21 protein-coding genes are annotated in these 22,806 nt (G+C 57.1%); 20 read left to right on the forward strand and 1 reads right to left on the reverse strand.

Features of this window, described 5'->3' with window-relative positions:
- Positions 1–53: 53 nt before the first annotated feature.
- The 5 genes from NHF56_RS14170 (at position 54) to NHF56_RS14190 (ending at position 5,339) form a co-directional block, all read left to right on the forward strand.
- On the forward strand, positions 54–1,124 hold the full coding sequence (locus tag NHF56_RS14170; protein WP_252805607.1) for a class I SAM-dependent methyltransferase: 1,071 nt from the start codon (positions 54–56) through the stop codon (positions 1,122–1,124).
- Positions 1,121–1,972 (forward strand): RNA methyltransferase, encoded by an 852-nt coding sequence (locus NHF56_RS14175; protein WP_252805609.1) that lies wholly within the window; start codon positions 1,121–1,123, stop codon positions 1,970–1,972. The genes NHF56_RS14170 and NHF56_RS14175 overlap by 4 nt, the downstream gene beginning before the upstream one ends.
- Positions 1,973–1,975: 3 nt before the next feature.
- Positions 1,976–2,467, forward strand: coding sequence for a signal peptidase II (gene lspA / locus NHF56_RS14180; protein ID WP_252805611.1), 492 nt, complete (start codon positions 1,976–1,978; stop codon positions 2,465–2,467).
- A 55-nt stretch (positions 2,468–2,522) separates the two neighbouring features.
- Positions 2,523–4,379: a hybrid sensor histidine kinase/response regulator gene (locus NHF56_RS14185; RefSeq protein ID WP_252805613.1), complete on the forward strand. Its 1,857-nt coding sequence runs from the start codon at positions 2,523–2,525 to the stop codon at positions 4,377–4,379.
- A 90-nt stretch (positions 4,380–4,469) separates the two neighbouring features.
- The gene (locus tag NHF56_RS14190; protein WP_252805615.1) at positions 4,470–5,339 is read left to right on the forward strand and encodes a GNAT family N-acetyltransferase; all 870 of its coding nucleotides are present in this window, start codon (positions 4,470–4,472) and stop codon (positions 5,337–5,339) included.
- Positions 5,340–5,416: 77 nt separating this feature from the next.
- Here NHF56_RS14190 and NHF56_RS14195 read toward each other — a convergent pair whose 3' ends face one another.
- Complete coding sequence (locus tag NHF56_RS14195; protein ID WP_252805616.1) at positions 5,417–7,702, reverse strand: NADP-dependent malic enzyme; 2,286 nt, start codon at positions 7,700–7,702, stop codon at positions 5,417–5,419.
- A 107-nt stretch (positions 7,703–7,809) separates the two neighbouring features.
- On the opposite strand from NHF56_RS14195, the gene mutS reads away from it, so the two are divergent.
- The 15 genes from mutS to NHF56_RS14270 all read left to right on the forward strand — a co-directional run bounded on the left by mutS (position 7,810) and on the right by NHF56_RS14270 (position 22,748).
- Positions 7,810–10,539: a DNA mismatch repair protein MutS gene (gene mutS, locus NHF56_RS14200; protein WP_252805618.1), complete on the forward strand. Its 2,730-nt coding sequence runs from the start codon at positions 7,810–7,812 to the stop codon at positions 10,537–10,539.
- Positions 10,540–10,617: 78 nt separating this feature from the next.
- A complete protein-coding gene (locus NHF56_RS14205) occupies positions 10,618–13,461 on the forward strand; it encodes a [protein-PII] uridylyltransferase (protein ID WP_252805620.1) in 2,844 nt (947 codons plus the stop codon).
- Positions 13,458–15,026: a murein biosynthesis integral membrane protein MurJ gene (murJ, locus tag NHF56_RS14210; protein ID WP_252805621.1), complete on the forward strand. Its 1,569-nt coding sequence runs from the start codon at positions 13,458–13,460 to the stop codon at positions 15,024–15,026. The genes NHF56_RS14205 and murJ overlap by 4 nt, the downstream gene beginning before the upstream one ends.
- Positions 15,027–15,160: 134 nt before the next feature.
- Positions 15,161–16,225 (forward strand): tryptophan--tRNA ligase, encoded by a 1,065-nt coding sequence (trpS, locus tag NHF56_RS14215; protein ID WP_252805624.1) that lies wholly within the window; start codon positions 15,161–15,163, stop codon positions 16,223–16,225.
- Positions 16,226–16,294: 69 nt separating this feature from the next.
- Positions 16,295–16,786: a universal stress protein gene (locus NHF56_RS14220; protein WP_252805626.1), complete on the forward strand. Its 492-nt coding sequence runs from the start codon at positions 16,295–16,297 to the stop codon at positions 16,784–16,786.
- A gap of 130 nt (positions 16,787–16,916) precedes the next feature.
- Positions 16,917–17,480: a NifU family protein gene (locus NHF56_RS14225; protein ID WP_252805627.1), complete on the forward strand. Its 564-nt coding sequence runs from the start codon at positions 16,917–16,919 to the stop codon at positions 17,478–17,480.
- A 24-nt stretch (positions 17,481–17,504) separates the two neighbouring features.
- Entirely contained in the window at positions 17,505–18,161 is a 657-nt protein-coding gene (gene tsaB, locus NHF56_RS14230; protein WP_252805629.1) for a tRNA (adenosine(37)-N6)-threonylcarbamoyltransferase complex dimerization subunit type 1 TsaB, read from the forward strand.
- Positions 18,162–18,188: 27 nt separating this feature from the next.
- Positions 18,189–18,683 (forward strand): GNAT family N-acetyltransferase, encoded by a 495-nt coding sequence (locus NHF56_RS14235; protein WP_252805631.1) that lies wholly within the window; start codon positions 18,189–18,191, stop codon positions 18,681–18,683.
- A 40-nt stretch (positions 18,684–18,723) separates the two neighbouring features.
- The gene (locus NHF56_RS14240) at positions 18,724–19,515 is read left to right on the forward strand and encodes a 1-acyl-sn-glycerol-3-phosphate acyltransferase (protein WP_252805633.1); all 792 of its coding nucleotides are present in this window, start codon (positions 18,724–18,726) and stop codon (positions 19,513–19,515) included.
- A gap of 141 nt (positions 19,516–19,656) precedes the next feature.
- Positions 19,657–20,193 carry a translation initiation factor IF-3 gene (gene infC, locus NHF56_RS14245; protein ID WP_252805946.1) on the forward strand — a complete coding sequence of 179 codons (537 nt, stop codon included), beginning with the start codon at positions 19,657–19,659 and terminating at the stop codon, positions 20,191–20,193.
- A 230-nt stretch (positions 20,194–20,423) separates the two neighbouring features.
- Positions 20,424–20,627 carry a 50S ribosomal protein L35 gene (gene rpmI, locus NHF56_RS14250; protein ID WP_252805635.1) on the forward strand — a complete coding sequence of 68 codons (204 nt, stop codon included), beginning with the start codon at positions 20,424–20,426 and terminating at the stop codon, positions 20,625–20,627.
- Positions 20,628–20,656: 29 nt separating this feature from the next.
- On the forward strand, positions 20,657–21,061 hold the full coding sequence (gene rplT / locus NHF56_RS14255; RefSeq protein ID WP_252805637.1) for a 50S ribosomal protein L20: 405 nt from the start codon (positions 20,657–20,659) through the stop codon (positions 21,059–21,061).
- A gap of 108 nt (positions 21,062–21,169) precedes the next feature.
- Positions 21,170–22,252, forward strand: a complete 1,083-nt coding sequence (gene pheS, locus NHF56_RS14260; protein ID WP_252805639.1) for a phenylalanine--tRNA ligase subunit alpha — start codon at positions 21,170–21,172, stop codon at positions 22,250–22,252.
- 3 nt (positions 22,253–22,255) lie between these two features.
- Positions 22,256–22,489, forward strand: coding sequence for a DUF4160 domain-containing protein (locus NHF56_RS14265; RefSeq protein ID WP_252805641.1), 234 nt, complete (start codon positions 22,256–22,258; stop codon positions 22,487–22,489).
- Positions 22,473–22,748, forward strand: coding sequence for a DUF2442 domain-containing protein (locus tag NHF56_RS14270; protein ID WP_252805643.1), 276 nt, complete (start codon positions 22,473–22,475; stop codon positions 22,746–22,748). The genes NHF56_RS14265 and NHF56_RS14270 overlap by 17 nt, the downstream gene beginning before the upstream one ends.
- The last annotated feature ends 58 nt before the right edge of the window (positions 22,749–22,806 follow it).

The following is a 22,806-nucleotide window of genomic DNA, read 5'->3' on the forward strand; positions in this document are numbered from 1 at the left end:
GAGGATGCTATTGCCTCCTGCACCTGAAATTTGTCAATGGAAATGTAGCCAAGATGAGACAGAGCCGCAAACCCGGCCCGTCGAAACCGCCCAAGGCGCAGAGAAATGCCGGTTCGCCGCGCAAAGAGCCGCGACCCGACAAGCAGACGGAGCGACCGAAAGCCTCTGTTGCGATGGTCTATGATCGCCCGTTGACCGAAAGACGCGGCGAAAAGCCGGCAGAAAGGGTGCCGCTTATTCTCGAAACCGGCGGACCCGGCGCGTTTCAGTTGATCGACAGCGGCAATGCACAAAAGCTCGAACAGTATGGACCTTACAGGATCGTGCGGCCGGAAGCGCAGGCGCTCTGGCAGCCGGCCTTGCCGGAACACATTTGGCAAAATGTCGATGCCATTTTCACCGGCGATACCGATGAAGATGGGATGGGCCGTTGGCGCTTTCCCAAGGGCGCGCTCGGTGAAACCTGGCCCATGCAACTTCTGGGTGTCGATTTTCACGGCCGCTTCACCAGCTTCCGCCATGTTGGCGTGTTCCCCGAACAGCTTGCCCATTGGTCCTGGATGCAGGAAACGGTGCGGGCCGCCAACCGTCCGCTGAAGGTCCTGAACCTCTTTGGCTACACCGGCGTTGCTTCGCTGGCGGCCGCAGCTGCCGGTGCTCAGGTAACCCATGTCGATGCCTCGAAAAAGGCCATCGGCTGGGGGCGTGAGAACCAGGCGCTTGCCAGAATGGATGATGCACCGATCCGCTGGATTTGCGATGACGCCATGAAGTTCATTCTGCGTGAAGAGCGACGTGGCAACACCTACGACATCATCCTCACCGACCCGCCGAAATTCGGGCGCGGGCCAAGCGGCGAAGTCTGGCAGCTCTTCGACCATCTTCCGCTGATGCTGGATATCTGCCGTGAACTGCTATCGCCCAACGCCGAAGGCCTGGTGCTGACGGCCTATTCCATCCGTGCCAGCTTCTATTCGATCCATGAACTGATGCGCGAAATCATGCGCGGCAGCGGCGGCGTGGTGGAATCCGGTGAGCTGATCATTCGCGAAAGCGGCGCAGACGGCAGGACGCCGGGACGTGCGCTTTCGACCTCTCTTTTCAGCCGGTGGGTGCCGAAATGAACAAGGATGTGACCGCAAAGGGGCCGGGACGCGTGGGCCAGGTGAAGGAGATCACCAGCCTTTCCAATCCGGTGATCAAGGATATAAAAGGCCTTTCGCAGAAAAAGGGCCGCGAGGAAACCGGAACCTTCATGGCCGAAGGGTTGAAGCTGGTGATCGATGCTCTCGATCTCGGTTGGTCGATCACGACGCTTGTTTATGCCAAAAACGCGAAGGAAAAACCGCTGGTGCAGAAGGTGGCGGCGCGCGCCGTGGCCGCCGGTGCGCTGGTGCTGGAAGTGAGCGAAAAAGTGCTTTCCTCCATCACGCGGCGCGACAATCCGCAAATGGTTGTTGGCATTTTCGAAACCCGCTGGCATGCGCTTTCCAGCCTCAAACCCGAAACAAACCAGACTTTCGTCGCGCTTGACCGGGTGCGTGATCCCGGCAATCTGGGCACGATTATCCGCACCGCCGATGCTGCCGGCGCATCCGGCGTTATACTGGTCGGTGAGACAACCGACCCCTATTCGCTGGAAACTGTTCGCGCCACCATGGGCTCGGTTTTCGCAGTCCCGCTTTATCGCGCCTCTGCTTCCGAATTTCTGAAATGGAAACGTGGCAGCGGCGCCAAAACAGTGGCCACCCATCTTGCCGGATCGGTCGATTATCGCACAATCGATTACACCGACATGCCGGTGGTGATCCTGATGGGCAACGAGCAACAGGGCCTGCCTGAAGAGCTGGCGCGTGAGGCTGACGCGCTTGCCCGCATTCCTCAGCAAGGCCTTGCTGATTCACTCAATCTTGCTGTGGCAACTGCGGTCATGCTTTTTGAGGCGCGACGTCACCTTCTGGCCCTTAATTGAACCATGACAGCTAAACCTGCCCTTTTTTCCCGCCCGATTCCCGCCATCCTCCTGATCGTGATCGCTCTTGTTGCTGACCAGGCGAGCAAGATTGCGGTCGATCATCTGCTTCCCCTTCAACAGCCGGTCCCGTTCGTACCGTTTATCGACCTTTACCGAACCTATAATACCGGTGTTGCGTTTTCGATGTTCGACGATTTCTCCGGCTGGATCATTGTTGGCGTGCGGCTGGCTATTGTTGCCTTTGTTCTATGGCTCTGGCGACGAACGGACGCTCATCGCTGGCTTTATCATCTCGGCTTCGCGCTGGTGGTTGCCGGTGCGATTGGCAATCTTATCGACCGTTTTGCTTACGGCCATGTGGTTGATTTCATATTGTTTCACACGCAAAGCTGGTCATTTGCAGTCTTCAATCTGGCGGATAGTTACATCACGGTGGGCGCGATCATCATTGCTTTTGAAGAACTCTTTCGGGGTGAAAAAACGGATAGTTAAATCCTTAACCATTCGCGGAAACGATTTGGAATCATTGGCATGATATCCAATTGCCATGAGACAAAACGCAAAACAGCAAACAGCAACGCTTAAAGGCTCGCTTAAACGCAATACGGGCTTTGCCTCCATCGGTTTCTTGCTTTTGGCAGCATCGTTCACACTGCCAATTGTCTATCCCTCACAGTCGCTTCCCGCTCTGACGCTTGTGGGGCTCTGTTTCATCTTTGGCTCTGCGTTTCTTGGCTTCGCATTGGTGCGGATGATCAAGGCAACGCCGGAAGCCACGAAGATCGCTACATTGGAACAGGCGCTTGCTGAGGAGAAAAGCGCGCGACTGAAGGCGCAAGCTGAAAATGCCGCAAAATCGCGCCTGCTCGGCACGGTCAGCCACGATATCCGCACGCCGCTTTCCGGCATCTCGGGCATGTGTCATCTTCTTGCCCAAAGCAAGCTTTCAGCCGAGCAGCGAAACTATCTGTCCGGCATCCGCCAATCCTCCAATGCGCTTGCGCAGCTCGTGGATGACCTTCTCGATTTCGTTTCACTCGAAGCCGGTCGGTTTCAGCTTCGACCGCAAGATGAATCGCTGCGAACTGTGCTGGAAGGCGTCGTCGAAATGCTGGCCCACCGGGCGCATGAAAAGGGCATTGAGATATCCAGTTGGGTCTCATCCGATATTCCCGACGTGCTTTCCTTCGATCCGGCACGGCTGCGCCAGGTTCTGTTCAACATCATCGGCAATGCCGTGAAATTTACCCAAGAAGGTGGCGTCTATGTCGAGGCCTCCGTTGAACGCAGTGCGCTGGTGATCCGGGTCACAGACACCGGGCCCGGCATGACGCGCGAAGAACAGGAGCGCATCTTCGGCGAGTTCGAGCAGGTGGGCAACGACCGCGACAAAACCGGGGGCACCGGGCTTGGCCTGTCCATTTCCGCACGCATTGTCGCCGCTGCCGGTGGTGACATTACCGTGACCAGCGACAAGGGTCGCGGAGCGACGTTCACGCTGCGGCTGCCGATGGAATTTTCCGGTGATTTCGGCGGGCGCTATACACGCAGTGCCACTCTCAAAGCATCCAATGCCCTGATCATCTGCCCGCCCGGCCCAACAGCCCATTCGCTCATCAAGACCATTGAAACGCTGGGTGGCCAATGCACGCATGCGGACGACATCAAGCGTGCGAGGGCTGCGCTTGAAAGTGCCGCCTCTGAGGAAAACAGCCGCTTTACCGATATCATTGCAGACCACCGGCTAGCTGACGATTTCACACGGCTTATTGCGGAAAAACCCGCATTGTGCCCACCGAAAACCCGCAAGGTGTTTCTGGTCAATCCGGAAAACCGCCTGTCCAAGATCACCGGTATCGGCTTTGACTCATGGCTGGTGCGTCCGTTGCGCGAACGCTCGCTGGTAGATGTCCTGTTGGGCCGCATGAAGGGCATCGAGTTGCGCGATCCGCTGAACGACAATCGCGGCAGCCAGATCGCCTCGCGGTTTACCGTTCCGGAAGCCAATGCATTAAAGGTTCTTGTTGCTGAAGATGATCCGGTCAACGCACTTCTTGCCAGAGCCACCCTGACAAAGGCCGGCCACAGGGTACAGACGGTTGAGGACTATCAGCATCTCATTGAGGCTGCGACCAATCCGGGCCACCGCCCCGATATCCTGATTACCGATCTTTCCATGCCCGGCGGTAACGGGTTGGACGCAATCGAGGAAATCCGCTCATTTGAGAGCAATGCCGGCCTCGGCAATCTACCGGTGATCGTGGTCTCCGGTCGCGACGGGGACGAGGTTCGGCAGATGGCGCTGGACGCAGGCGCCAGTGCATTCCTGCACAAGCCTGCCGATCCCGCAGAGCTAAGCGAACTGGTGTCACGGTTTGGACTGGCCAATATTCGCCACGGTTAAGCCATTGGCTTGAACGCGTTTTGTCACTCGCCTGTCGCATTAACATGATTTATGATCCTCATCTGATTTGTATCCGGATGAGCCGTAGACATGGAAAGCGCAACTGCATTGCTTGAAAGAGCCGAGACCGTTCAACAGCCGTTGGTCGGCGGACGTTCCAACGAGATTTTGGGCCGGATCGGCAATCTGGAAACGCGGCTTGCGCGCAACGCGCGTGAGATTGCCGCCGCGCAAGCCGTCCGCTTCCAGGTTTTTGTTGAAGAGATGGGTGCCAAGGTGCCGCCGCAGGCGCAAGCCGCGCGCCGCGATATCGACGCCTGGGATGATATCTGCGATCACCTGCTGGTGTTGGACACCACGCTGCCGGGCGAGGCAGAGGACCAGATCGTCGGCACCTACCGCCTGTTGCGTCAGGAAATTGCCATGGCCCATGGCGGCTTCTATTCCGCATCTGAATTCGAGGTCGCCGATCTCGTTGCGCGGCATTCGGACAAGCGCTTCATGGAGCTTGGCCGTTCCTGCGTTCTGCCGCAATACCGCACCCGCCGCACGGTTGAACTGCTGTGGCAGGGCAATTGGGCCTATGCGCTGAAGCACAATATCGATGCCATGTTCGGCTGCGGTTCGTTCCCCGGAACAGTCCCGGAAGAACATGCGCTGGCACTTTCGTTCCTGCATCACAACGCCTCTGCCAAACAGGGCTGGCATGTACGTGCGCTTCCCGAGCTCTACCACCAGATGGACCTGATGCCGGCGGAAGCCGTGAACCCGAAAGCAGCGCTTTTCGCCCTGCCGCCCCTTATCAAGGGTTATCTTCGCCTTGGCGCGATGATCGGCGATGGCGCTGTTGTTGACCGGGCTTTCCGCACGACGGATGTGCTTGTTGTTCTGCCGATTGCGAGCATTTCTGGCCGTTACAAAAACTATTATGGTCAGGATGCAGGCCGTTTCGCGGCCTGAGCAACCGGCCTGGCGAAATGAATGAAGGCCACCGGAAAGCGGTGGCCTTTTGCTTACTTTAAGACCGCGCTTCGGCTTCAACCACCCGCATTATAGGCCGCAATGGCGGCCAGATTGACGATGTCGGAGTCTTTTGCGCCCATGGAGGCGATCTGGACCGACTTGTCGAGGCCGACCAGCAGCGGGCCAATGACGGTCGAGCCGCCGAGTTCCTGCAGCATCTTTGTCGAGATGGACGCCGAGTGGAAGGCCGGCATGACCAGCACATTGGCGTGGCCTGACAGGCGGATGAACGGGTATTGTTCCATGATGGCTGTGTTGAGGGCCACGTCAGCGGCCATTTCGCCGTCATATTCGAAATCGACACGGCGGCGGTCGAGAATTTTGACGGCTTCCATGACACGTTCGGACCGCTCACCCTGCGGGTGACCGAAGGTGGAATAGGCCAGCATCGCCACGCGCGGCTCATAGCCAAACTTGCGGGCGAGACCTGCGGCTTCCTCAGCAATATCGGCAAGCTCTTCCGATGTTGGCATATCGTGGACCGCCGTATCGGCTACGAGCACCGTTCTTCCACGGGTCAATGCAATCGAAACACCAATCACCCGGTGGCCGGGCTTGGTGTCGATGCAGCGGCGCACATCCTGCAACGCGGTTGAATAGTTGCGCGTTGTGCCGGTGACCATGCCGTCGGCATCACCCAGCGCCACCATACAGGCGGCGAAATGGTTGCGGTCTGTGTTGATGAGGCGCTGGCAGTCGCGGTGGAGGTAGCCCTTTCGCTGCAGGCGCGCGTAGAGATAATCCGTATAGGCATCGTTGCGGCGCGACTTGCGGGCATTGATGATCTCGATACCGGGGCGGTTCAGATCGATCCCGGCTTTCTCGGCCGTGATCTTGATTTCATCTTCGCGACCGAGAAGGATCGCCGTGCCCAACTGCTGGTTTGCGTAAGAGAGAGCGGCGCGCATGACCTGCACCTCCTCCGCCTCGGCAAACACGATGCGTTTCGGCTGGCGGCGAACACGCTGATAGATGCGTTGCAGGGTCGAGGCAATCGGGTCACGGCGGGCGTTCAGTTCGCGCTGATAGGCTTCCATGTCGAGGATCGGCCGGCGCGCAACCCCTGAATCCATCGCAGCCTGCGCGACGGCAGACGGGATCGCCGCCAGAAGGCGTGGATCGAATGGCACCGGGATGATGTATTGCGGGCCAAAACGGGGGCGGTTGCCCTGATAGGCTGCCGCTACATCGTCTGGCACATCCTCGCGGGCAAGATTGGCAATGGCCTGCGCGGCGGCAATCTTCATATCATCGTTGATGGTGGTGGCGCGCACATCCAGCGCGCCGCGGAAAATATAGGGGAAGCCCAGAACGTTGTTGACCTGATTGGGATAGTCGGAGCGCCCGGTTGCCACGATGGCATCGTTGCGGATGGCCGCAACCTCTTCCGGGGCGATTTCCGGATCGGGGTTTGCCATGGCGAAGATGATCGGGTTGTCCGCCATGGAGCGCACCATTGCTTCTGTGAGCGCACCCTTTGCAGAGAGGCCGAAAAAGACGTCAGCTCCGTCGAGAGCCTCGGCCAGCGTGCGCGTGTCCGTCTTGACCGCATGGGCAGATTTCCACTGGTTCATGCCTTCAGTGCGGCCCTGATAGATCACGCCCTTGGTGTCGCAAAGGATTACATTTTCGGGCGCAAAGCCCATGGACTTGATCAGCTCTATACAGGCGATTGCAGCCGCGCCCGCACCATTGCAGACGAGCCTCGTGTTCTTGAAATCGCGGCCTGTCAGCTCCAATGCATTGATGAGGCCCGCAGCGGCGATGATGGCTGTTCCATGCTGGTCGTCATGAAAGACGGGAATGTCCATGATTTCGCGCAGCCGCTGCTCAATGATGAAACATTCCGGTGCCTTGATATCCTCGAGGTTGATGCCGCCAAAGGATGGCCCCAGAAAACGCACGGCGTTGATAAATTCGTCCGGGTCTTCGGTATCGACCTCGAGGTCGATGGAATCGACATCGGCGAAGCGCTTGAAGAGAACCGATTTGCCTTCCATGACGGGCTTGGCCGCAAGCGCGCCGAGGTTTCCCAAACCGAGGATTGCCGTTCCGTTGGTAATCACCGCAACCATGTTGCCGCGCGTGGTGTAATCGTAAGCCCGCGACGGATCGTCTGCGATGGCCTTGACCGGAACGGCGACGCCCGGCGAATAGGCAAGCGAAAGATCGCGTTGCGTGGCCATGGCCTTGGTGGGCGTAATTTCCAGCTTGCCCGGCCGTCCCTGCGAATGAAAATCAAGTGCTTCCTGGTCCGTAACGCTTGCAACGTTGCGGGATGGCTTTTGCGTTTCGGGCATGTTTCCTCACCTTTTTTGGCCCGCGCTCTTGTGGCGCAATTATTGATGGTCTCTATAGTGTCGAGCCTGAAATACACAAACCCGTTTGCTTAAAGACGTCTCTGCTTATGGCATCAAACTCCTCCATTGCGCCTGCTGTGCTGACCACCGATGTTCTTGCCTCGGAGGAAAGCCGCCAATCGGCAACGCCGATGATGGAACAATATATCGAGATAAAAGCCAATAACCCGGATTCGCTTCTTTTCTATCGGATGGGTGATTTTTACGAGCTTTTCTTCGAAGATGCGGTGGATGCCTCGCGCGCGCTTGGCATTACGTTGACCAAGCGCGGCCAGCATATGGGCCAGGACATTCCCATGTGCGGCGTGCCGGTACATGCCGCAGACGATTATCTGCAAAAGCTGATCGCGCTTGGTTTTCGCGTTGCGGTGTGCGAGCAGGTGGAAGATCCGGCTGAGGCCAAAAAGCGCGGATCAAAATCCGTTGTCCGCCGCGATGTGGTGCGGCTTGTAACGCCTGGTACCTTAACCGAAGAGAAACTGCTTTCGCCGTCGGAATCGAACTATCTGATGGCCATGGCGCGGGTCAAAGGCGGTTCCGAGGCACAATATGCACTGGCCTGGATCGATATTTCGACCGGCGTTTTCCGTTTGGCGGAAACACGGCTGGAACGCATGCTTGCCGACATCATCCGCGTGGACCCGCGTGAGCTGATCCTGCCCGATGCGCTGTTTCATGACGAAGAGCTGCGCCCTGTGATCGATATACTTGGACGGGTCGCTGTGCCGCAGCCGCAAGTGCTTTTCGACTCGGCCTCTGCAGAAGGGCGCATTGCGCGCTATTTCGAGGTCAAGACGCTGGATGGCTTCGGCAGCTTTTCCCGCGCCGAAATGGCGGCAGCGGCGGCAGCTGTTGCTTATGTCGAAAAAACGCAGATTTCGGCGCGCCCGCCGCTTGGACGCCCCGAGCGTGAGAGCAATGCCTCCTCGCTCTTTATCGATCCTGCGACGCGGGCCAACCTGGAGCTTGTGCGCACGCTTTCCGGCCAGCGCGACGGTTCACTCCTGCGCGCCATCGACCGCACCGTGACCAATGGCGGGGCGCGATTGCTGGCAGAACGGTTGATGTCGCCGCTGACGGATGCGATCGCGATCAACAAGCGGCTCGATTCGGTTTCCTGGCTGATGAATGAGCCGACGATGAGCGACGATCTGCGTGAGCGGCTAAAGCTCTTGCCGGATATGCCGCGTGCGCTTTCGCGTCTCATGCTCGGGCGCGGTGGTCCCCGCGATCTCGGTGCCATTCGGACGGGCCTGCGCGCAGCTGCCATGATTGTCGAAACATTGCCGGACGCGCTGATGCCGGACGAGTTGACGGAGGCGCGCGAAGCAATCCTGAAATTGCCCGGCCACCTGCTTGGCCATCTTGAAACCATGCTGGATGACGAGTTGCCGCTTCTGAAGCGGGACGGCGGCTTTCTTCGCCCCGGCGCGTCGTCCGATCTCGATGAAGTGCGGGGCCTGCGTGATGCATCGCGCAAGATCATTGCCGGTCTTCAGCTTTCCTATGCCGAGGAAACCGGCATCAAAGCCTTGAAGATCAAGCATAACAATGTGCTTGGTTATTTCATTGAAGTGACGGCAAACAATGCGAACACGATGACAGGAACGGATGAGGCCAAGGCGCGTTTCATCCATCGCCAGACCATGGCGAACGCGATGCGGTTCACCACCACCGAGCTTGCAGAACTGGAAAGCAAGATTGCAAACGCTGCCGACAGGGCGCTTTCCATCGAGCTTGAAGCTTTTGACGCGATGGTGGAGATGGTTGCGTCCTTTGCCGAAACCATCAAAGCGGCAGCGCTGGCGCTCAGCATCGTTGATGTCTCAGCCGGTCTTGCCGAACTTGCAATATCGGAAGGCTATTGCAGGCCGCAGGTTGATACCAGCCGGGCTTTTGAAATCGTTGCCGGCCGCCATCCGGTCGTTGAGCAGGCTCTGCGTCGGCAGTCTGCCGATCCCTTTGTTGCCAATGACTGTAATCTCTCGCCGCCCGGAGAGGCCAATAGCGGCTCGATCTGGCTGCTCACCGGACCCAATATGGGCGGTAAATCAACCTTTCTCAGACAAAATGCGCTGATCGCCATTCTGGCTCAGATGGGCTCGTTCGTGCCTGCAGGCTCGGCCCATATCGGCATTGTCGACCGGCTGTTTTCACGCGTTGGCGCTTCCGATGATCTGGCGCGCGGGCGTTCGACCTTCATGGTGGAGATGGTCGAGACAGCGGCGATCCTCAACCAGGCGACGGAAAGTTCGCTGGTCATTCTCGACGAAATCGGGCGCGGCACCGCGACATTTGACGGCCTTTCCATCGCATGGGCTGCCGTGGAGCACCTGCATGAGGTCAATCGCTGCCGCGGGCTGTTTGCCACCCACTTTCATGAACTGACGGTTCTGTCCGAAAAGCTCAACCGCCTTTCCAATGCCACGATGAAGGTGAAAGAGTGGAACGGCGAGGTCATCTTCCTGCATGAAGCCGGGCCTGGAGCTGCCGACCGCTCCTATGGCATTCAGGTCGCCCGGCTCGCGGGTCTTCCGCCTTCAGTCGTTGCCCGCGCGCGCGATGTACTCGACAAGCTGGAGGATGCGGGCCGCAAAAACCCGGCCAACCAGCTGATTGACGACTTGCCGCTGTTTCAGGTTGCGGCCAAGCAGGCGGAAAGCAAACAGATGTCGAAAGCCTCTGTCGTCGAAGAGCATTTGAAAACCCTCAACCTCGACGAAATGACGCCGCGCGAGGCGCTTGATGCGCTTTATGAGCTAAAAAAGGAACTTTAACCCGTTTGTGATAGGCCTGTTATTGGCAACGGAAAGGGCGTATAGGCGCGACATCCGCGAAAGAGCGAAATCGAACGAATGCAAGATACCCAAGACCGTCTCTCCGAAATCCTGAACGTGGAAGCACTGCGCAAGCGCTGCGAACTTGTGGCCAGCGTGAATGCGGAAAATTCCAATGCCATGCGCAATGCGCTGCTTGCCGCTTTCAAGGAGGCCAATGCAAAGGGCCGTCAAAAAGCGGAAGAGTTGTTGAATGCCGACGGCTCGGGCATTGCATGCGCGGAACGTATTTCATGGCTGCAGGATCAGCTGATCACCGTGCTCCATGATTTCGTTCTCAACCACATTTTCGACGCGGCGAAGACGCCGGTCGCATCGCGCATTTCCGTCACCGCCGTTGGCGGCTATGGGCGCGGAACCTTGGCACCGGGATCCGATATCGATCTGCTCTTTCTGCTGCCAACAAAGAAGGCCGTGTGGAGCGAGGCAGCCGTCGAATATATTCTTTATCTGCTCTGGGATATGGGCTTCAAGGTCGGCCATGCCACTCGAACGATCGACGAGTGCATCCGGCTTTCCAAAAGCGACATGACCATTCGCACCGCTATTCTGGAGATGCGCTATATCTGCGGGCAGGAGGAACTGGCCAAGGAACTCGAAGCCCGTTTTGATGCCGAGGTGGTGCGCAATACGGGGCCTGAATTCATTGCCGCCAAGCTTGCCGAGCGCGACGAGCGGCATCGAAAGATCGGCGATACGCGCTATCTCGTGGAACCGAACGTCAAGGAAGGAAAAGGCGGGTTGCGCGACCTGCATACGCTGTTCTGGATATCAAAATATTACTATAGCGTGCGCTCCACCGATCAGTTGGTCAAACTGGGCGTGCTTTCCCGCCGGGAACTTAATCTCTTCCAGAGATGCGAAGATTTTCTCTGGGCTGTGCGCTGCCACATGCATTTTCTGACCGGCAAGTCTGAAGAGCGGCTGTCTTTCGACATTCAGCCGGAAATTGCAGAACGGCTGGACTACAGTCCCCGGCCCGGCCTGTCGGCGGTTGAACGCTTCATGAAGCACTATTTCTGGATTGCCAAGAATGTCGGCGACTTGACCCGCATTCTGTGTGCAACGCTCGAAGAGCGGCAGGCCAAGGACGCGCCCGGCATAGGCGGCGTGATCAACCGCTTTGCCAACCGGGTTCGCAAGATTGCCGGCTCGCCGCAATTTGTCGAAGACCGCGGTCGCATTGCGCTCGCTAGCAAGAATGTCTTCAAGGATGATCCGGTCAACCTCATCCGCATCTTCCATGTGGCGAATCTGAAGGGATTGTCGCTGCACCCGGACGCGCTCTCCGTTATCACGCGATCGCTGAGCCTGATAAAGGCGCCCATCCGTGAGGATGAGGAGGCGAACCGGCTCTTTATTTCCATTCTCACTTCGAAAAATGATCCTGCAGAAACGCTTCTGCGGATGAACGAAGCCGGCGTGCTTGGAAAATTCATTCCGGAGTTCGGGAAAGTCGTCTCGATGATGCAGTTCAATATGTATCATCACTATACGGTCGACGAGCATTTGATCCGTACGGTGGAGATGATGACGCGCATTGAACGCGGACAGGACGACGGGACTGTGCCTCTCTCAACCCGGCTGATGCCGTTGATTGAAGACCGCGCCGTTCTTTATGTGACCGCGCTCTTGCATGATGTTGCCAAGGGACGGCCTGAAGACCATTCGATTGCCGGCGCCAAGGTTGCCCGCAAGCTCTGCCCGCGCTTTGGCCTGACACCGAAGCAAACCGAGATGGTGGCCTGGCTGATCGAAGAACACCTGGCCATGTCCATGGTTGCGCAGACCCGTGACCTCAATGACCGCAAGACGATTGTCGATTTTGCCGAGCGCGTTCAATCCATGGAGCGCCTTCGCATGCTGCTGATCCTCACAGTCTGCGATATTCGCGCTGTGGGACCGGGCGTGTGGAATGGCTGGAAAGGCCAGCTTCTGCGTACGCTTTATTACGAAACTGAACTTCTGCTTTCCGGCGGCCACTCCGAGACACCGCGCAAACAGCGTGCTGCCTATGCCCGCGAGCAACTTTACGAGGCATTGGCCGGCTGGCCGGAAAAGGCGCGAAAGAAATATTCCAAACTTCATTATGAGCCTTATCTGCTCACGGTGCCGCTGGATGATCAGAAGCGCCATGCGGAATTTATCCGCACCAGCGATGCGGATGGCAAGACGCTCGCAACCATGGTGCGCACGCATTCGTTCCATGCCATTACCGAAATCACCGTTCTGACACCGGACCACCCTCGCCTTCTGGCGATCATCACCGGCGCGTGTGCGGCGGCGGGCGCCAATATTGCCGATGCCAATATCTATACGACCACGGACGGCCGGGCGCTCGATACCATTCTGATCAACCGCGAGTTCGACAATGATGAGGACGAACTGCGCCGCGCAGGCACAATCGGGCGGATGATCGAGGATGTTCTCTCCGGCAAGAAACGCTTGCCCGACATGATCGCGACAAAGAAGAAGAAGGGCCGCAGAAACAAGGCTTTTCCGATTACGCCGGATGTCACGATCTCGAACGCGCTCTCCAACAAGTTCACGGTTATTGAAATTGAATGCCTTGATCGAACCGGGCTGTTGTCCGACGTGACGAATGTGCTGGCAGAGCTGTCTCTCGACATTGCCTCGGCGCACATTACCACGTTCGGCGAAAAGGTTATCGATACGTTCTACGTTACCGACCTGATTGGTGAAAAGGTGACGAACGAAAACCGGCAAGGCAATATTATCGCGCGCCTCAAAGCTGCCATGGCCGATGTTGAAGATGAAGCCCGCAGCCGAATGCCGCAGGGCATAATTGCGCCGCCGGCGACCCGCGTCATATCTGCAAGAAAGGCGAAAGCGGCGTCATGAGCCTCGTCAAAAAGTTTCTAACGGTCGGTTTTTCGACTTTGGGAAGCCGGTTGTTCGGCTTTGTACGCGACATGCTGATGGCAGCAGCTCTGGGCACGGGGCCGGTGGCCGACGTATTTTACGCCGCGTTCCGCTTTCCGAACCTGTTCCGCAGGCTGTTTGCCGAAGGTGCTTTCAATCTTGCCTTTGTGCCGCTCTTTTCCAAAGAGATCGAGACGCATGGTGATGAAGGCGCAAAAGCCTTTGCGTCAGAAGTTTTTGGAGTTTTGTTTTCCGCCCTGCTGATCCTGACCATCGCCATGGAGCTGGCGATGCCGCTTCTGGTGCGCTTCGTCATTGCGCCCGGCTTCGCAGACGATGCCGACAAGTTATCACTGACTGTGCGCCTGACGGCCATCATGTTCCCCTATCTCAGCTTCATGTCGCTGACGGCGATGATGGCGGGCATGCTGAATTCGCTGCGGCGCTATTTTGCGGCGGCCATTGCGCCTGTCTTTTTGAACCTGGTTCTGATCATCGCACTGGCCTATGCGTGGTGGGAGGGGGCGGATGCGGTGGCAACCGCCCATGTTCTGGCCTGGGGCGTATTGGCCGGCGGGGCGGCACAGCTTGCGGTCGTCTTCTTTGATGTGCGCAGAGCAGGAATGGTCTTTTCCGTGCACAAGCCGAAACTGACGCCCAAAGTGAAGCGTCTGCTTTACCTTGCCGTTCCTGCTGCGATCACCGGCGGTGTCACGCAGATCAACCAGTTGGTGGGCCAGGCCATTGCGTCCGGTAAAGAAGGTGCCATTGCATCGCTTGCCTATGCAGACCGCATCTACCAATTGCCGCTCGGCATTTTTGGTATCGCGGTCGGCGTCGTGCTACTTCCCGAACTCTCCCGTGCCTTGAAAGGCGGGCATGCGCGTGAAGCTGAATCCATTCAGAACCGCTCCGTGGAATTCGTTCTGTTTCTGACCCTGCCGGCGGCTGCGGGGATTTGGGCGCTGTCTGAGGAAATCATCCGGGTGCTCTTCGAGCGCGGCGATTTCGGGCCCGCCAGTACCGCCGTCGTTGCACCGATCCTTGCGGTCTACGGCTTTGGCTTGCCGGGCTTTGTGCTGCTGAAGACGTTTCAGCCCGGCTTTTATGCGCGCGAAGACAGCAAGACGCCCATGCGCTACACGGTCATCGCCATGGGCCTCAATGTGGTGCTTGCCTTCACCTTGTTTCCGATTTTCTTCGAGCGCGGTATTGCCATGGCGGAAATCGCATCCGGCTGGCTTAATACGGTCCTGCTGGGTGGAACGCTTTTTTACAAAGGTAATTTCAAACCCGGTCTGCAGCTTTTTTCGCGCGGTGCCCGAATCATTTTCTGCGCAGTTCTTATGGGTCTTGCCGTTCGCTACCTCTCGACCTTTGCCGAAAGCTGGCTCGTCCCGAGTGCGCCTTTCTACAAGCAGGGCGCAGCGCTTGCGGCGCTGATCGCAGTCGCGGTCACGATTTACTTTCCTCTCACGTTCATCACTGGAGCCGTTGACAGAGAACTGCTGATGAAGAGCTTGAAGGGGCGAAAAAAGGCTTGAAACAGAGGTCTTCTGCCCGCCCTGTCGAGCCCGGATGAATTTTACTTGAAACGGCCCACGCCGCATGCATATTGCGCGCGCAAACATCCATTTTTAAGGGGATCGGGCCCTCCACAAGCCCGAAAGAGGATAACATGAACGAATTCAAGCCGCTGGTCTTCTCCGGCGTTCAGCCGACCGGAAACCTGCATCTTGGCAATTATCTCGGCGCTATCCGCAAATTCGTGGCGCTGCAGGAAAGCCACGATTGCATCTATTGCGTCGTTGACATGCATGCCTTGACTGCGCAGCTGGTGCACGACGACCTTAAAGAACAAACACGCTCGATTGCCGCTGCTTATATCGCAGCCGGTATCGACGCCAAGAAGCACATTGTTTTCAACCAGTCCCAGGTGTCTGGCCACGCCGAGCTTGCGTGGGTCTTCAATTGCGTCGCCCGCATTGGCTGGATGAACCGCATGACGCAGTTCAAGGACAAGGCCGGCAAGGACGCTGAAAAGGCATCCCTTGGCCTTTATGCCTATCCTTCATTGATGGCCTCAGACATCCTGCTCTATCGCGCTACCCATGTGCCGGTTGGCGATGACCAGAAGCAGCATCTGGAGCTGACTCGCGACATTGCCCAGAAGTTCAACCTCGATTTTGCCGAAAAGATCAGAGCTGTTGGCAAGGGTGTCGATATCAAGGTGGGTGATGAGCCCGTGCATGCCTACTTCCCGATGGTCGAACCGCTGATCGATGGCCCGGCACCACGCGTGATGAGCCTGCGCGACGGAACGAAGAAGATGTCCAAATCGGATCCTTCCGATCTCTCTCGCATCAACCTGATGGATGATGAGGATTCGATCGCCAAGAAGGTGAAAAAGGCAAAGACCGACCCGGATGGTCTGCCGAGCGAAGTTGCAGGTCTTGCAGGGCGTCCGGAGGCTGACAATCTTGTCGGGATTTACGCGGCACTCTCGGATAAGACCAAGGCAGATATTCTGAAGGAATTCGGCGGCCAGCAGTTTTCAGCCTTCAAGCCCGCACTGTCCGAACTCGCACTGACTGTGCTTTCGCCCATCACATCGGAGATGCGCCGGCTGATGAATGATCCTGGCTATATTGACGATGTTCTGCGCGATGGCGCATCCCGCGCCCGAGCGCGCGCAGATGTCACGATGCGAGAAGTCCGCGATATTGTCGGCTTCCTCTACTAAAAATGCCAGAGCGCAAGTGGCGGAAAATGCCGCTTGCAGCCTTCGGCCTCAAATGGCAAAGTTCACCCTATGGTATCAACACGATTATCACGGCTGGAAGGCCACCGTCGAAAATTCATGGCCGTGATTGATGACACGCCTGAATGCATGCGTGCGGTTCACTATGCAGGGCTGCGCGCGAAAAACTCTGGCGGCGGGGTCGTTCTCCTTTATGTCATTAATACCGCTGATTTCCAGCAATGGCTTGGCGTTGAAGAGATCATGCGCGCCGAAGCCCGCGAGGAGGCTGAGGCCAATCTGGCCAAGACTGCGCAATACGTACGCGAGGTGGTTGGCATCGAGCCCGAAATGGTAATCCGCGAAGGCAATGCGACCGATGAAATTCATTCGCTGATTGAAGAAGACCGCGATATTGCCATCCTGGTTCTGGCCGCAGGCTCAACAAAAGACGGTCCTGGACCTTTGGTCGCCTCCATTGCAGGACGCTCTGCGGCCTTTCCCATTCCCGTCACCGTTCTGCCTGACACGCTGACGAATGAGGAAATCGAATCGCTTTGTTGATTTTTTGAGAAAAGTTTTCTACCGCTAGCGGCGTTTAGACCTGTTTGGGGGCTTGCGTCGCCTTCGCGATGTGCCTATTTTTGAATAATTCTAAAAAGCAGACCCGACGCGGGCTCCAAGGAGAGCGATCATGTTCATTCAGACCGAAGCAACACCCAATCCGGCATCATTGAAATTTCTGCCAGGCAAGGTGGTTCTGGAAGAAGGAACGGCAGACTTTCGTTCGGCTGAGGAAGCGGCCGTTTCGCCCTTGGCGAGCCGACTCTTTGCAACGCCTGGCGTGACCGGTGTTTTCCTCGGTTACGACTTCATTTCGGTGACCAAGGATAGTGCTGAATGGCAACACCTGAAGCCCGCCATTCTCGGCGCCATCATGGAACATTACATGTCTGGCGCGCCTGTTATGGGCGCGACTGCCGGTGGTCCTGATACGGATAGCGAAGGCGAGTTTTATGCAGAAGAAGACGAAACAATCGTTGTGACGATCAAGGAACTGCTGGAAACGCGCGTGCGCCCGGCCGTTGCCCAGGATGGCGGCGATATTACCTTCAAGGGTTTCAAGGACGGCATCGTCTTTCTCAACATGAAGGGTTCCTGTGCAGGTTGCCCCTCGTCCACCGCGACGCTGAAGCATGGCGTGCAGAACCTGCTTCGCCACTTCATTCCAGAGGTTCAGCAGGTTGAAGCCGTCTGACGCGCAAATCCGCTCAGGTATTCTATGAAGCTCCTGGCCATCGATACGTCTGGCGCGGATTGTTCGGCTGCGGTTTATGATTGCGACGCGGCGGCTGTTCTGGCCGAACGGCAGGAAACCATCGGAAAAGGTCATGCCGAGAAATTGATGGGCATGATCGACGCCGTGCTGCACGATTGTGGGCTCGATATGGCCGAAATCGGCAAAATCGGCGTTGTCGTGGGGCCGGGGTCCTTCACGGGCATCCGTGTTGGGGTTTCCGTTGCGCGCGGCTTTGGCCTGGCGCTCGGCGTTCCGCTTGCCAGCGTCACAACGCTGGAAACGCTGGCTTATGACGCCGTAAGACAATCAGGCAGCGAAGAGCCTATCCTGACCGTTATGGATGCAAAACGTGGACAGGTCTATCTGCAGCTATTCGGCGCGGATGGTGGCGCACTTGATGACCCCTTTGTCATGGAGATTGATGCAGCGCGCGCCTTTTATGCAGCGAACCCGGCAAGACTTGCAGGCTCGGGCTCAGCTCTGCTGAGAGGCTTTGAGGCTTCGCCAGAAATTGACCATCTGCCCATCGATGTCGTTGCTGCAATTGCAGCACGGAAGGCCACAGGCAAGCCTGCGCCACTATATTTGCGTGGCCCGGACGCCAAACCACAGGCTGGTTTTGCGGTTGCCCGGCAATAATCTTTGTCATTGGGGGAGATGGCATGGATGTTTGAGAAACTGATGCCGCGGAATACCGAAATCGACATTACGCCGATGACGCTTGGCGACTGCCACGCGGCATCAGCGCTGCATGGCCAGCGCTTTGCGCGGGGCTGGAGTGATGGCGAATTTCATGCCTTGTTGTCCCAAAAGACCGTTCTTGGCTTCATTGCCCATGGGAACGGGCTTTTGCCGCGCAGAAGCGTGGCCGGCTTTGTGCTTGCCCGCGAAGTGGCTGGCGAATCCGAAATCTTATCGATCGCAGTCGATACCAGATGGGCCGGGCACGGCCTTGGCTGGCGGCTGATGCAGAGCGCAATCAAGGAAATCAAATATAGAGGCGGTGAAACCGTGTTTCTGGAGGTGGATGAAGGCAATGCGCCTGCCATTGCACTCTATCGGAAGCTGCGCTTTGCCACCGTTGCTGAGCGCAAGGGCTACTATGCCGATCGCGATGGCCGGAAAACCACCGCGCTTGTCATGCGGCTCGATCTCGTCTAGCTGATTTCCCCGAACAGAAATCCGCCTTTCGGGGAATGCCTTGATCAACACATTGCGCATTGGAGTGATCCTGACCGCCGTCGCGGTCGTGACAGCCGTTCTTGCGCCTGTACAGATCCTGTGCCTCTTTCTTGATCTCCGGTTACGGCGATATCTGCCTGGGCTCTGGCATCGTATCGTCTGCAAGCTTCTCGGCCTTCGCATCCACACGCGCGGCAGTCTTGAAAAGCGGCGTCCATTGATGATTGCCTGCAACCACGCCTCATGGCTTGATATTCTCGTGCTTGGCGCAGTCGTCGATGTTGTTTTCGTGGCAAAGTCCGAGGTGCGGGACTGGCCGATTTTCGGTCATCTGGCTAGACTGCAGGCCAGCATCTTCATTCAGCGGGAAGACCGCCGGAAGACCGGCCACCAGGTCAACGAAATTGCTCAGAGGCTTTCGGCTGATGAGATTGTTGTGCTGTTTCCGGAAGGAACAACCTCTGACGGCAATCGAGTCCTGCCAATCAAATCCTCGCTCTTCGGGGCGGCAACCTCCGCGGTTCGGGATGTCGCGGACCAGATCGTCTGGGTTCAGCCGACCTCGCTTGCCTATACGAAACTGAACGGCCTTGCGATGGGGCGCTTTCACCGGCCTCTTGCGGCCTGGCCCGGCGATGTGGAACTGCTGCCGCACCTGTCCGGTATTCTCAAGGAAGGCGCGCTGGATGTGGAGGTTTCGTTTATGCCCGCCATTGCCTTCACAGCGGCCAGCAACCGCAAAGAAGTCAGCCGGCAAGTGGAGGACGAAATCCGGCTCGGCTTGCAGCGGAGCCTGAGGGAACCGTTGTAAGCGTGGTTTTTCAGCCTATATAGCAGGTGGTGATTTTTTATTAAAACCGTGCTATTGACTCGCTCGTGCAAATGAACACATTGCCGACAAAACATTCTGATTAGCAAAATCGCCTGTCAACTATTCAAGGAGACCACGACCATTCGCAGACCCCACAAAGCCGGCGCCCCAGTCAAGGAGGGACCACGCGCCAATAGAGAAATCCGCATACCGAAGATACAGCTTATCAATGCCGAAGGTGAAAACCTGGGCGTCGTTGCGACGGAAGAAGCGTTGCAGATGGCTGAGGATGCGGGGCTGGACCTGGTAGAGATCGCGCCAAACGGCGATCCGCCTGTCTGCAAAATTCTCGACCTAGGGAAGCTGAAATACCAGAACCAGAAGAAAGCAGCCGAGGCGCGCAAGAAGCAGAAGACCATCGAGATCAAGGAGATCAAGATGCGTCCGAACATTGACACCCACGACTATGAGGTGAAGATGAAAGCGATGAACCGGTTCTTCGAGGATGGTGACAAGGTCAAGGTTACTCTTCGCTTCCGTGGCCGCGAAATGGCTCACCAGGAACTCGGCATGAAACTGCTGATGCAGGTGAAGGAAGATACTGTCGATATCGCCAAGGTTGAAGCCGAACCGAAGCTGGAAGGCCGTCAGATGATGATGGTTCTGGCGCCGAAGTAAGCTAAGCCTCGTCGGTTTCACCCATCAAGCCGCCGAATTTCGGCGGCTTTTCGCTTTAGAGATGGACATTGGCGGCAATGAAAAGAATCTCCGCCGCCCCGTTGCACTTTAAAGCCTCCCCGGTTATATACGCGCGTCCGAACGGTCCGGCAGGGCATGCCGTGGCTGTTCAAAATGCTGAAGCTGGCCTCTTCAACCAGCTTTCCCAATACCAAGAACGGAGTAGCAAAATGCCCAAGATGAAGACGAAATCGTCTGCCAAGAAGCGGTTCAAAATCACCGCATCCGGCAAGGTCAAGGCGGCTGCCGCTGGCAAGCGTCATGGCATGATCAAACGGACCAACAAGTTCATCCGCGATGCGCGCGGCACCATGGTGCTGGCAAAGGCTGATGGCGAGAAGGTCATCAAGAACTACCTGCCCAACGGCAAGTAATTCAGAACGATATTTAAGGAGATCATGACATGTCACGCGTAAAGAGAGGCGTTGCCGCCCACGCAAAGCATAAAAAAGTTCTGAAGGCCGCCAAGGGTTTCTACGGCCGCCGCAAGAACACCATCCGTACAGCCAAGGCTGCCGTTGACCGTTCCAAGCAGTACGCTTACCGCGACCGCAAGGTGAACAAGCGCAACTTCCGCGCTCTGTGGATCCAGCGCATCAACGCTGCCGTTCGCGAACACGGCCTCACCTATGGCCGTTTCATCGACGGTCTGAACAAGGCTGGCATCGAAATCGACCGTAAGGTTCTCTCCGACATGGCGATCCATGAGGCAGAAGCATTTGCGGCTCTGGTTGAAGCATCCAAGAAGGCTCTTGCCTATCTGAAGGATGCCGGCACGACCAACGAGTTTGAAAGCGCGGTTCGTTAAGCCAGCGCTTCCCAAGCTTTTGACAATTGAATATTGGGAAACCCGCGCTGGCAGGGCTGGCGCGGGTTTTTTCATTCCTAAACCTTTAAAATAAGACGGGTGACATCAATGTCCGATCTTGAAAGTCTGAAATCGTCCCTTCTGGATGAAATCGAAAATGCCTCTGACGAGGCGGCCATTGAGGCCGTTCGCGTCAATGCGCTGGGCAAAAAGGGTTCCATTTCCGAACTCCTGAAGACGCTTGGCAAGATGACGCCGGAAGAGCGCCAGACACGCGGCGCGGCCATCAACGCGCTGAAAAACGAGATCGGCGACGCGATTGCGGCAAAGAAGACGGTTTTGAAGGAAGCCGCCATCAATGCCCGGCTTGCTGCGGAGACGGTTGATGTCAGCCTGCCGGTGCGCCAGTCGCCTGCGGAAATCGGGCGCATTCACCCGATCAGCCAGGTGACCGATGAAATCACCGCTATTCTCGCGGATATGGGTTTTTCGATTGCCGAAGGCCCGGATATCGAGACGGACTATTATAACTTCACCGCACTGAACTTCCCCGAAGGCCATCCGGCCCGCGAAATGCACGATACATTTTTCCTGCCACCGGACGAAAACGGTGAGCGCAAGGTGCTGCGTACCCATACGTCGCCTGTGCAGGTTCGTACGATGGAAGCCCAGAAGCCGCCGATCCGCATCGCCATTCCCGGCAAGACCTACCGGCAGGATTCGGACGCAACCCATTCGCCCATGTTCCACCAGGTGGAAGGTCTCGTGATCGACAAGATGATCCATGTCGGGCATCTGCGCTGGGCACTGGAAGAATTCTGCAAGTCGTTCTTCGAAGTCGATAGCGTGACGATGCGCTTCCGCCCGTCCTACTTCCCCTTCACGGAACCGTCTTTCGAGGTGGATATTCAATGCGACCGCTCCGGGCCGATCGTGAAGTTTGGTGAGGGCAGCGACTGGATGGAAATCCTCGGCTGCGGCATGGTGAACCCGAATGTGCTGCGCTATGGCGGCATCGACCCGGATGAATATCAAGGCTTTGCCTGGGGCATGGGCATCGACCGCCTCGCGACGCTGAAATACGGTATGCCGGATCTGCGCGACTATTTCAACGCGGACGTCCGCTGGATGAACCACTACGGCTTCCGCCCGCTCGACATGCCGACACTATTCGGCGGTTTGAGCTTTTAAGTCATGCCGACAGTTCTTCGCAAATATGGCTTCCGGTTTCATTTCTATTCAGCAGATGGAACCGAGCCGCCTCACATACACGTGGATGCCGATGGCAAACGCGCAAAGATTTGGCTAAGCGAGCTTGAGATTGCGAAGAACGGGGGCTTTAACCCACAGCAAATGAGGCGCATATTGTCGATCATCGAGGAACACCGGAACGAGATACTGGAGGCATGGAATGAATATTTCGGCTGACTACCCGGAAAGCGAACGCCCGGTTGAAGCCTGGTGCGATCCCCAAATGCTGCATGTGGCCCTTGCAGATGGGCGCCATGTTTCCACGCCGCTTTGGTGGTATCCAAGGCTTCTCGCGGCAACACAGGCACAACGCAATAATGTCGAGCTCATGCTTGATGGCATCCACTGGCCCGATGTGGACGAGGACCTGTCTATTGACGGAATGCTGAAGGGCAGAAAGGCCCCAGGCGCAGTAGCACCGAGAAAGGTCGCTTGAACACCGGGTAGGTTTTGCAATGACTTCTTTGGAGTTTGAAACGGGCGAGATGCGGCCA

Source organism: Rhizobium sp. L1K21, from assembly GCF_024055895.1.
Taxonomy (GTDB): Bacteria; Pseudomonadota; Alphaproteobacteria; order Rhizobiales; family Rhizobiaceae; genus Ensifer_A.

Bases quoted from the DNA above. Each gene is read 5' to 3' on its own strand.
- lspA (WP_252805611.1), top strand. From the start codon at position 1,976: ATGACAGCTAAACCTGCCCTTTTTTCCCGCCCGATTCCCGCCATCCTC.
- NHF56_RS14270 (WP_252805643.1), top strand. From the start codon at position 22,473: ATGAATATTTCGGCTGACTACCCGGAAAGCGAACGCCCGGTTGAAGCC.
- murJ (WP_252805621.1), top strand. From the start codon at position 13,458: ATGAGCCTCGTCAAAAAGTTTCTAACGGTCGGTTTTTCGACTTTGGGA.
- tsaB (WP_252805629.1), top strand. From the start codon at position 17,505: ATGAAGCTCCTGGCCATCGATACGTCTGGCGCGGATTGTTCGGCTGCG.
- NHF56_RS14235 (WP_252805631.1), top strand. From the start codon at position 18,189: ATGTTTGAGAAACTGATGCCGCGGAATACCGAAATCGACATTACGCCG.
- pheS (WP_252805639.1), top strand. From the start codon at position 21,170: ATGTCCGATCTTGAAAGTCTGAAATCGTCCCTTCTGGATGAAATCGAA.
- NHF56_RS14170 (WP_252805607.1), top strand. From the start codon at position 54: ATGAGACAGAGCCGCAAACCCGGCCCGTCGAAACCGCCCAAGGCGCAG.
- rplT (WP_252805637.1), top strand. From the start codon at position 20,657: ATGTCACGCGTAAAGAGAGGCGTTGCCGCCCACGCAAAGCATAAAAAA.
- NHF56_RS14195 (WP_252805616.1), bottom strand. From the start codon at position 7,702: ATGCCCGAAACGCAAAAGCCATCCCGCAACGTTGCAAGCGTTACGGAC.
- NHF56_RS14190 (WP_252805615.1), top strand. From the start codon at position 4,470: ATGGAAAGCGCAACTGCATTGCTTGAAAGAGCCGAGACCGTTCAACAG.
- NHF56_RS14225 (WP_252805627.1), top strand. From the start codon at position 16,917: ATGTTCATTCAGACCGAAGCAACACCCAATCCGGCATCATTGAAATTT.
- rpmI (WP_252805635.1), top strand. From the start codon at position 20,424: ATGCCCAAGATGAAGACGAAATCGTCTGCCAAGAAGCGGTTCAAAATC.
- NHF56_RS14185 (WP_252805613.1), top strand. From the start codon at position 2,523: ATGAGACAAAACGCAAAACAGCAAACAGCAACGCTTAAAGGCTCGCTT.
- NHF56_RS14220 (WP_252805626.1), top strand. From the start codon at position 16,295: ATGGTATCAACACGATTATCACGGCTGGAAGGCCACCGTCGAAAATTC.
- NHF56_RS14265 (WP_252805641.1), top strand. From the start codon at position 22,256: ATGCCGACAGTTCTTCGCAAATATGGCTTCCGGTTTCATTTCTATTCA.
- trpS (WP_252805624.1), top strand. From the start codon at position 15,161: ATGAACGAATTCAAGCCGCTGGTCTTCTCCGGCGTTCAGCCGACCGGA.
- NHF56_RS14175 (WP_252805609.1), top strand. From the start codon at position 1,121: ATGAACAAGGATGTGACCGCAAAGGGGCCGGGACGCGTGGGCCAGGTG.
- NHF56_RS14205 (WP_252805620.1), top strand. From the start codon at position 10,618: ATGCAAGATACCCAAGACCGTCTCTCCGAAATCCTGAACGTGGAAGCA.
- mutS (WP_252805618.1), top strand. From the start codon at position 7,810: ATGGCATCAAACTCCTCCATTGCGCCTGCTGTGCTGACCACCGATGTT.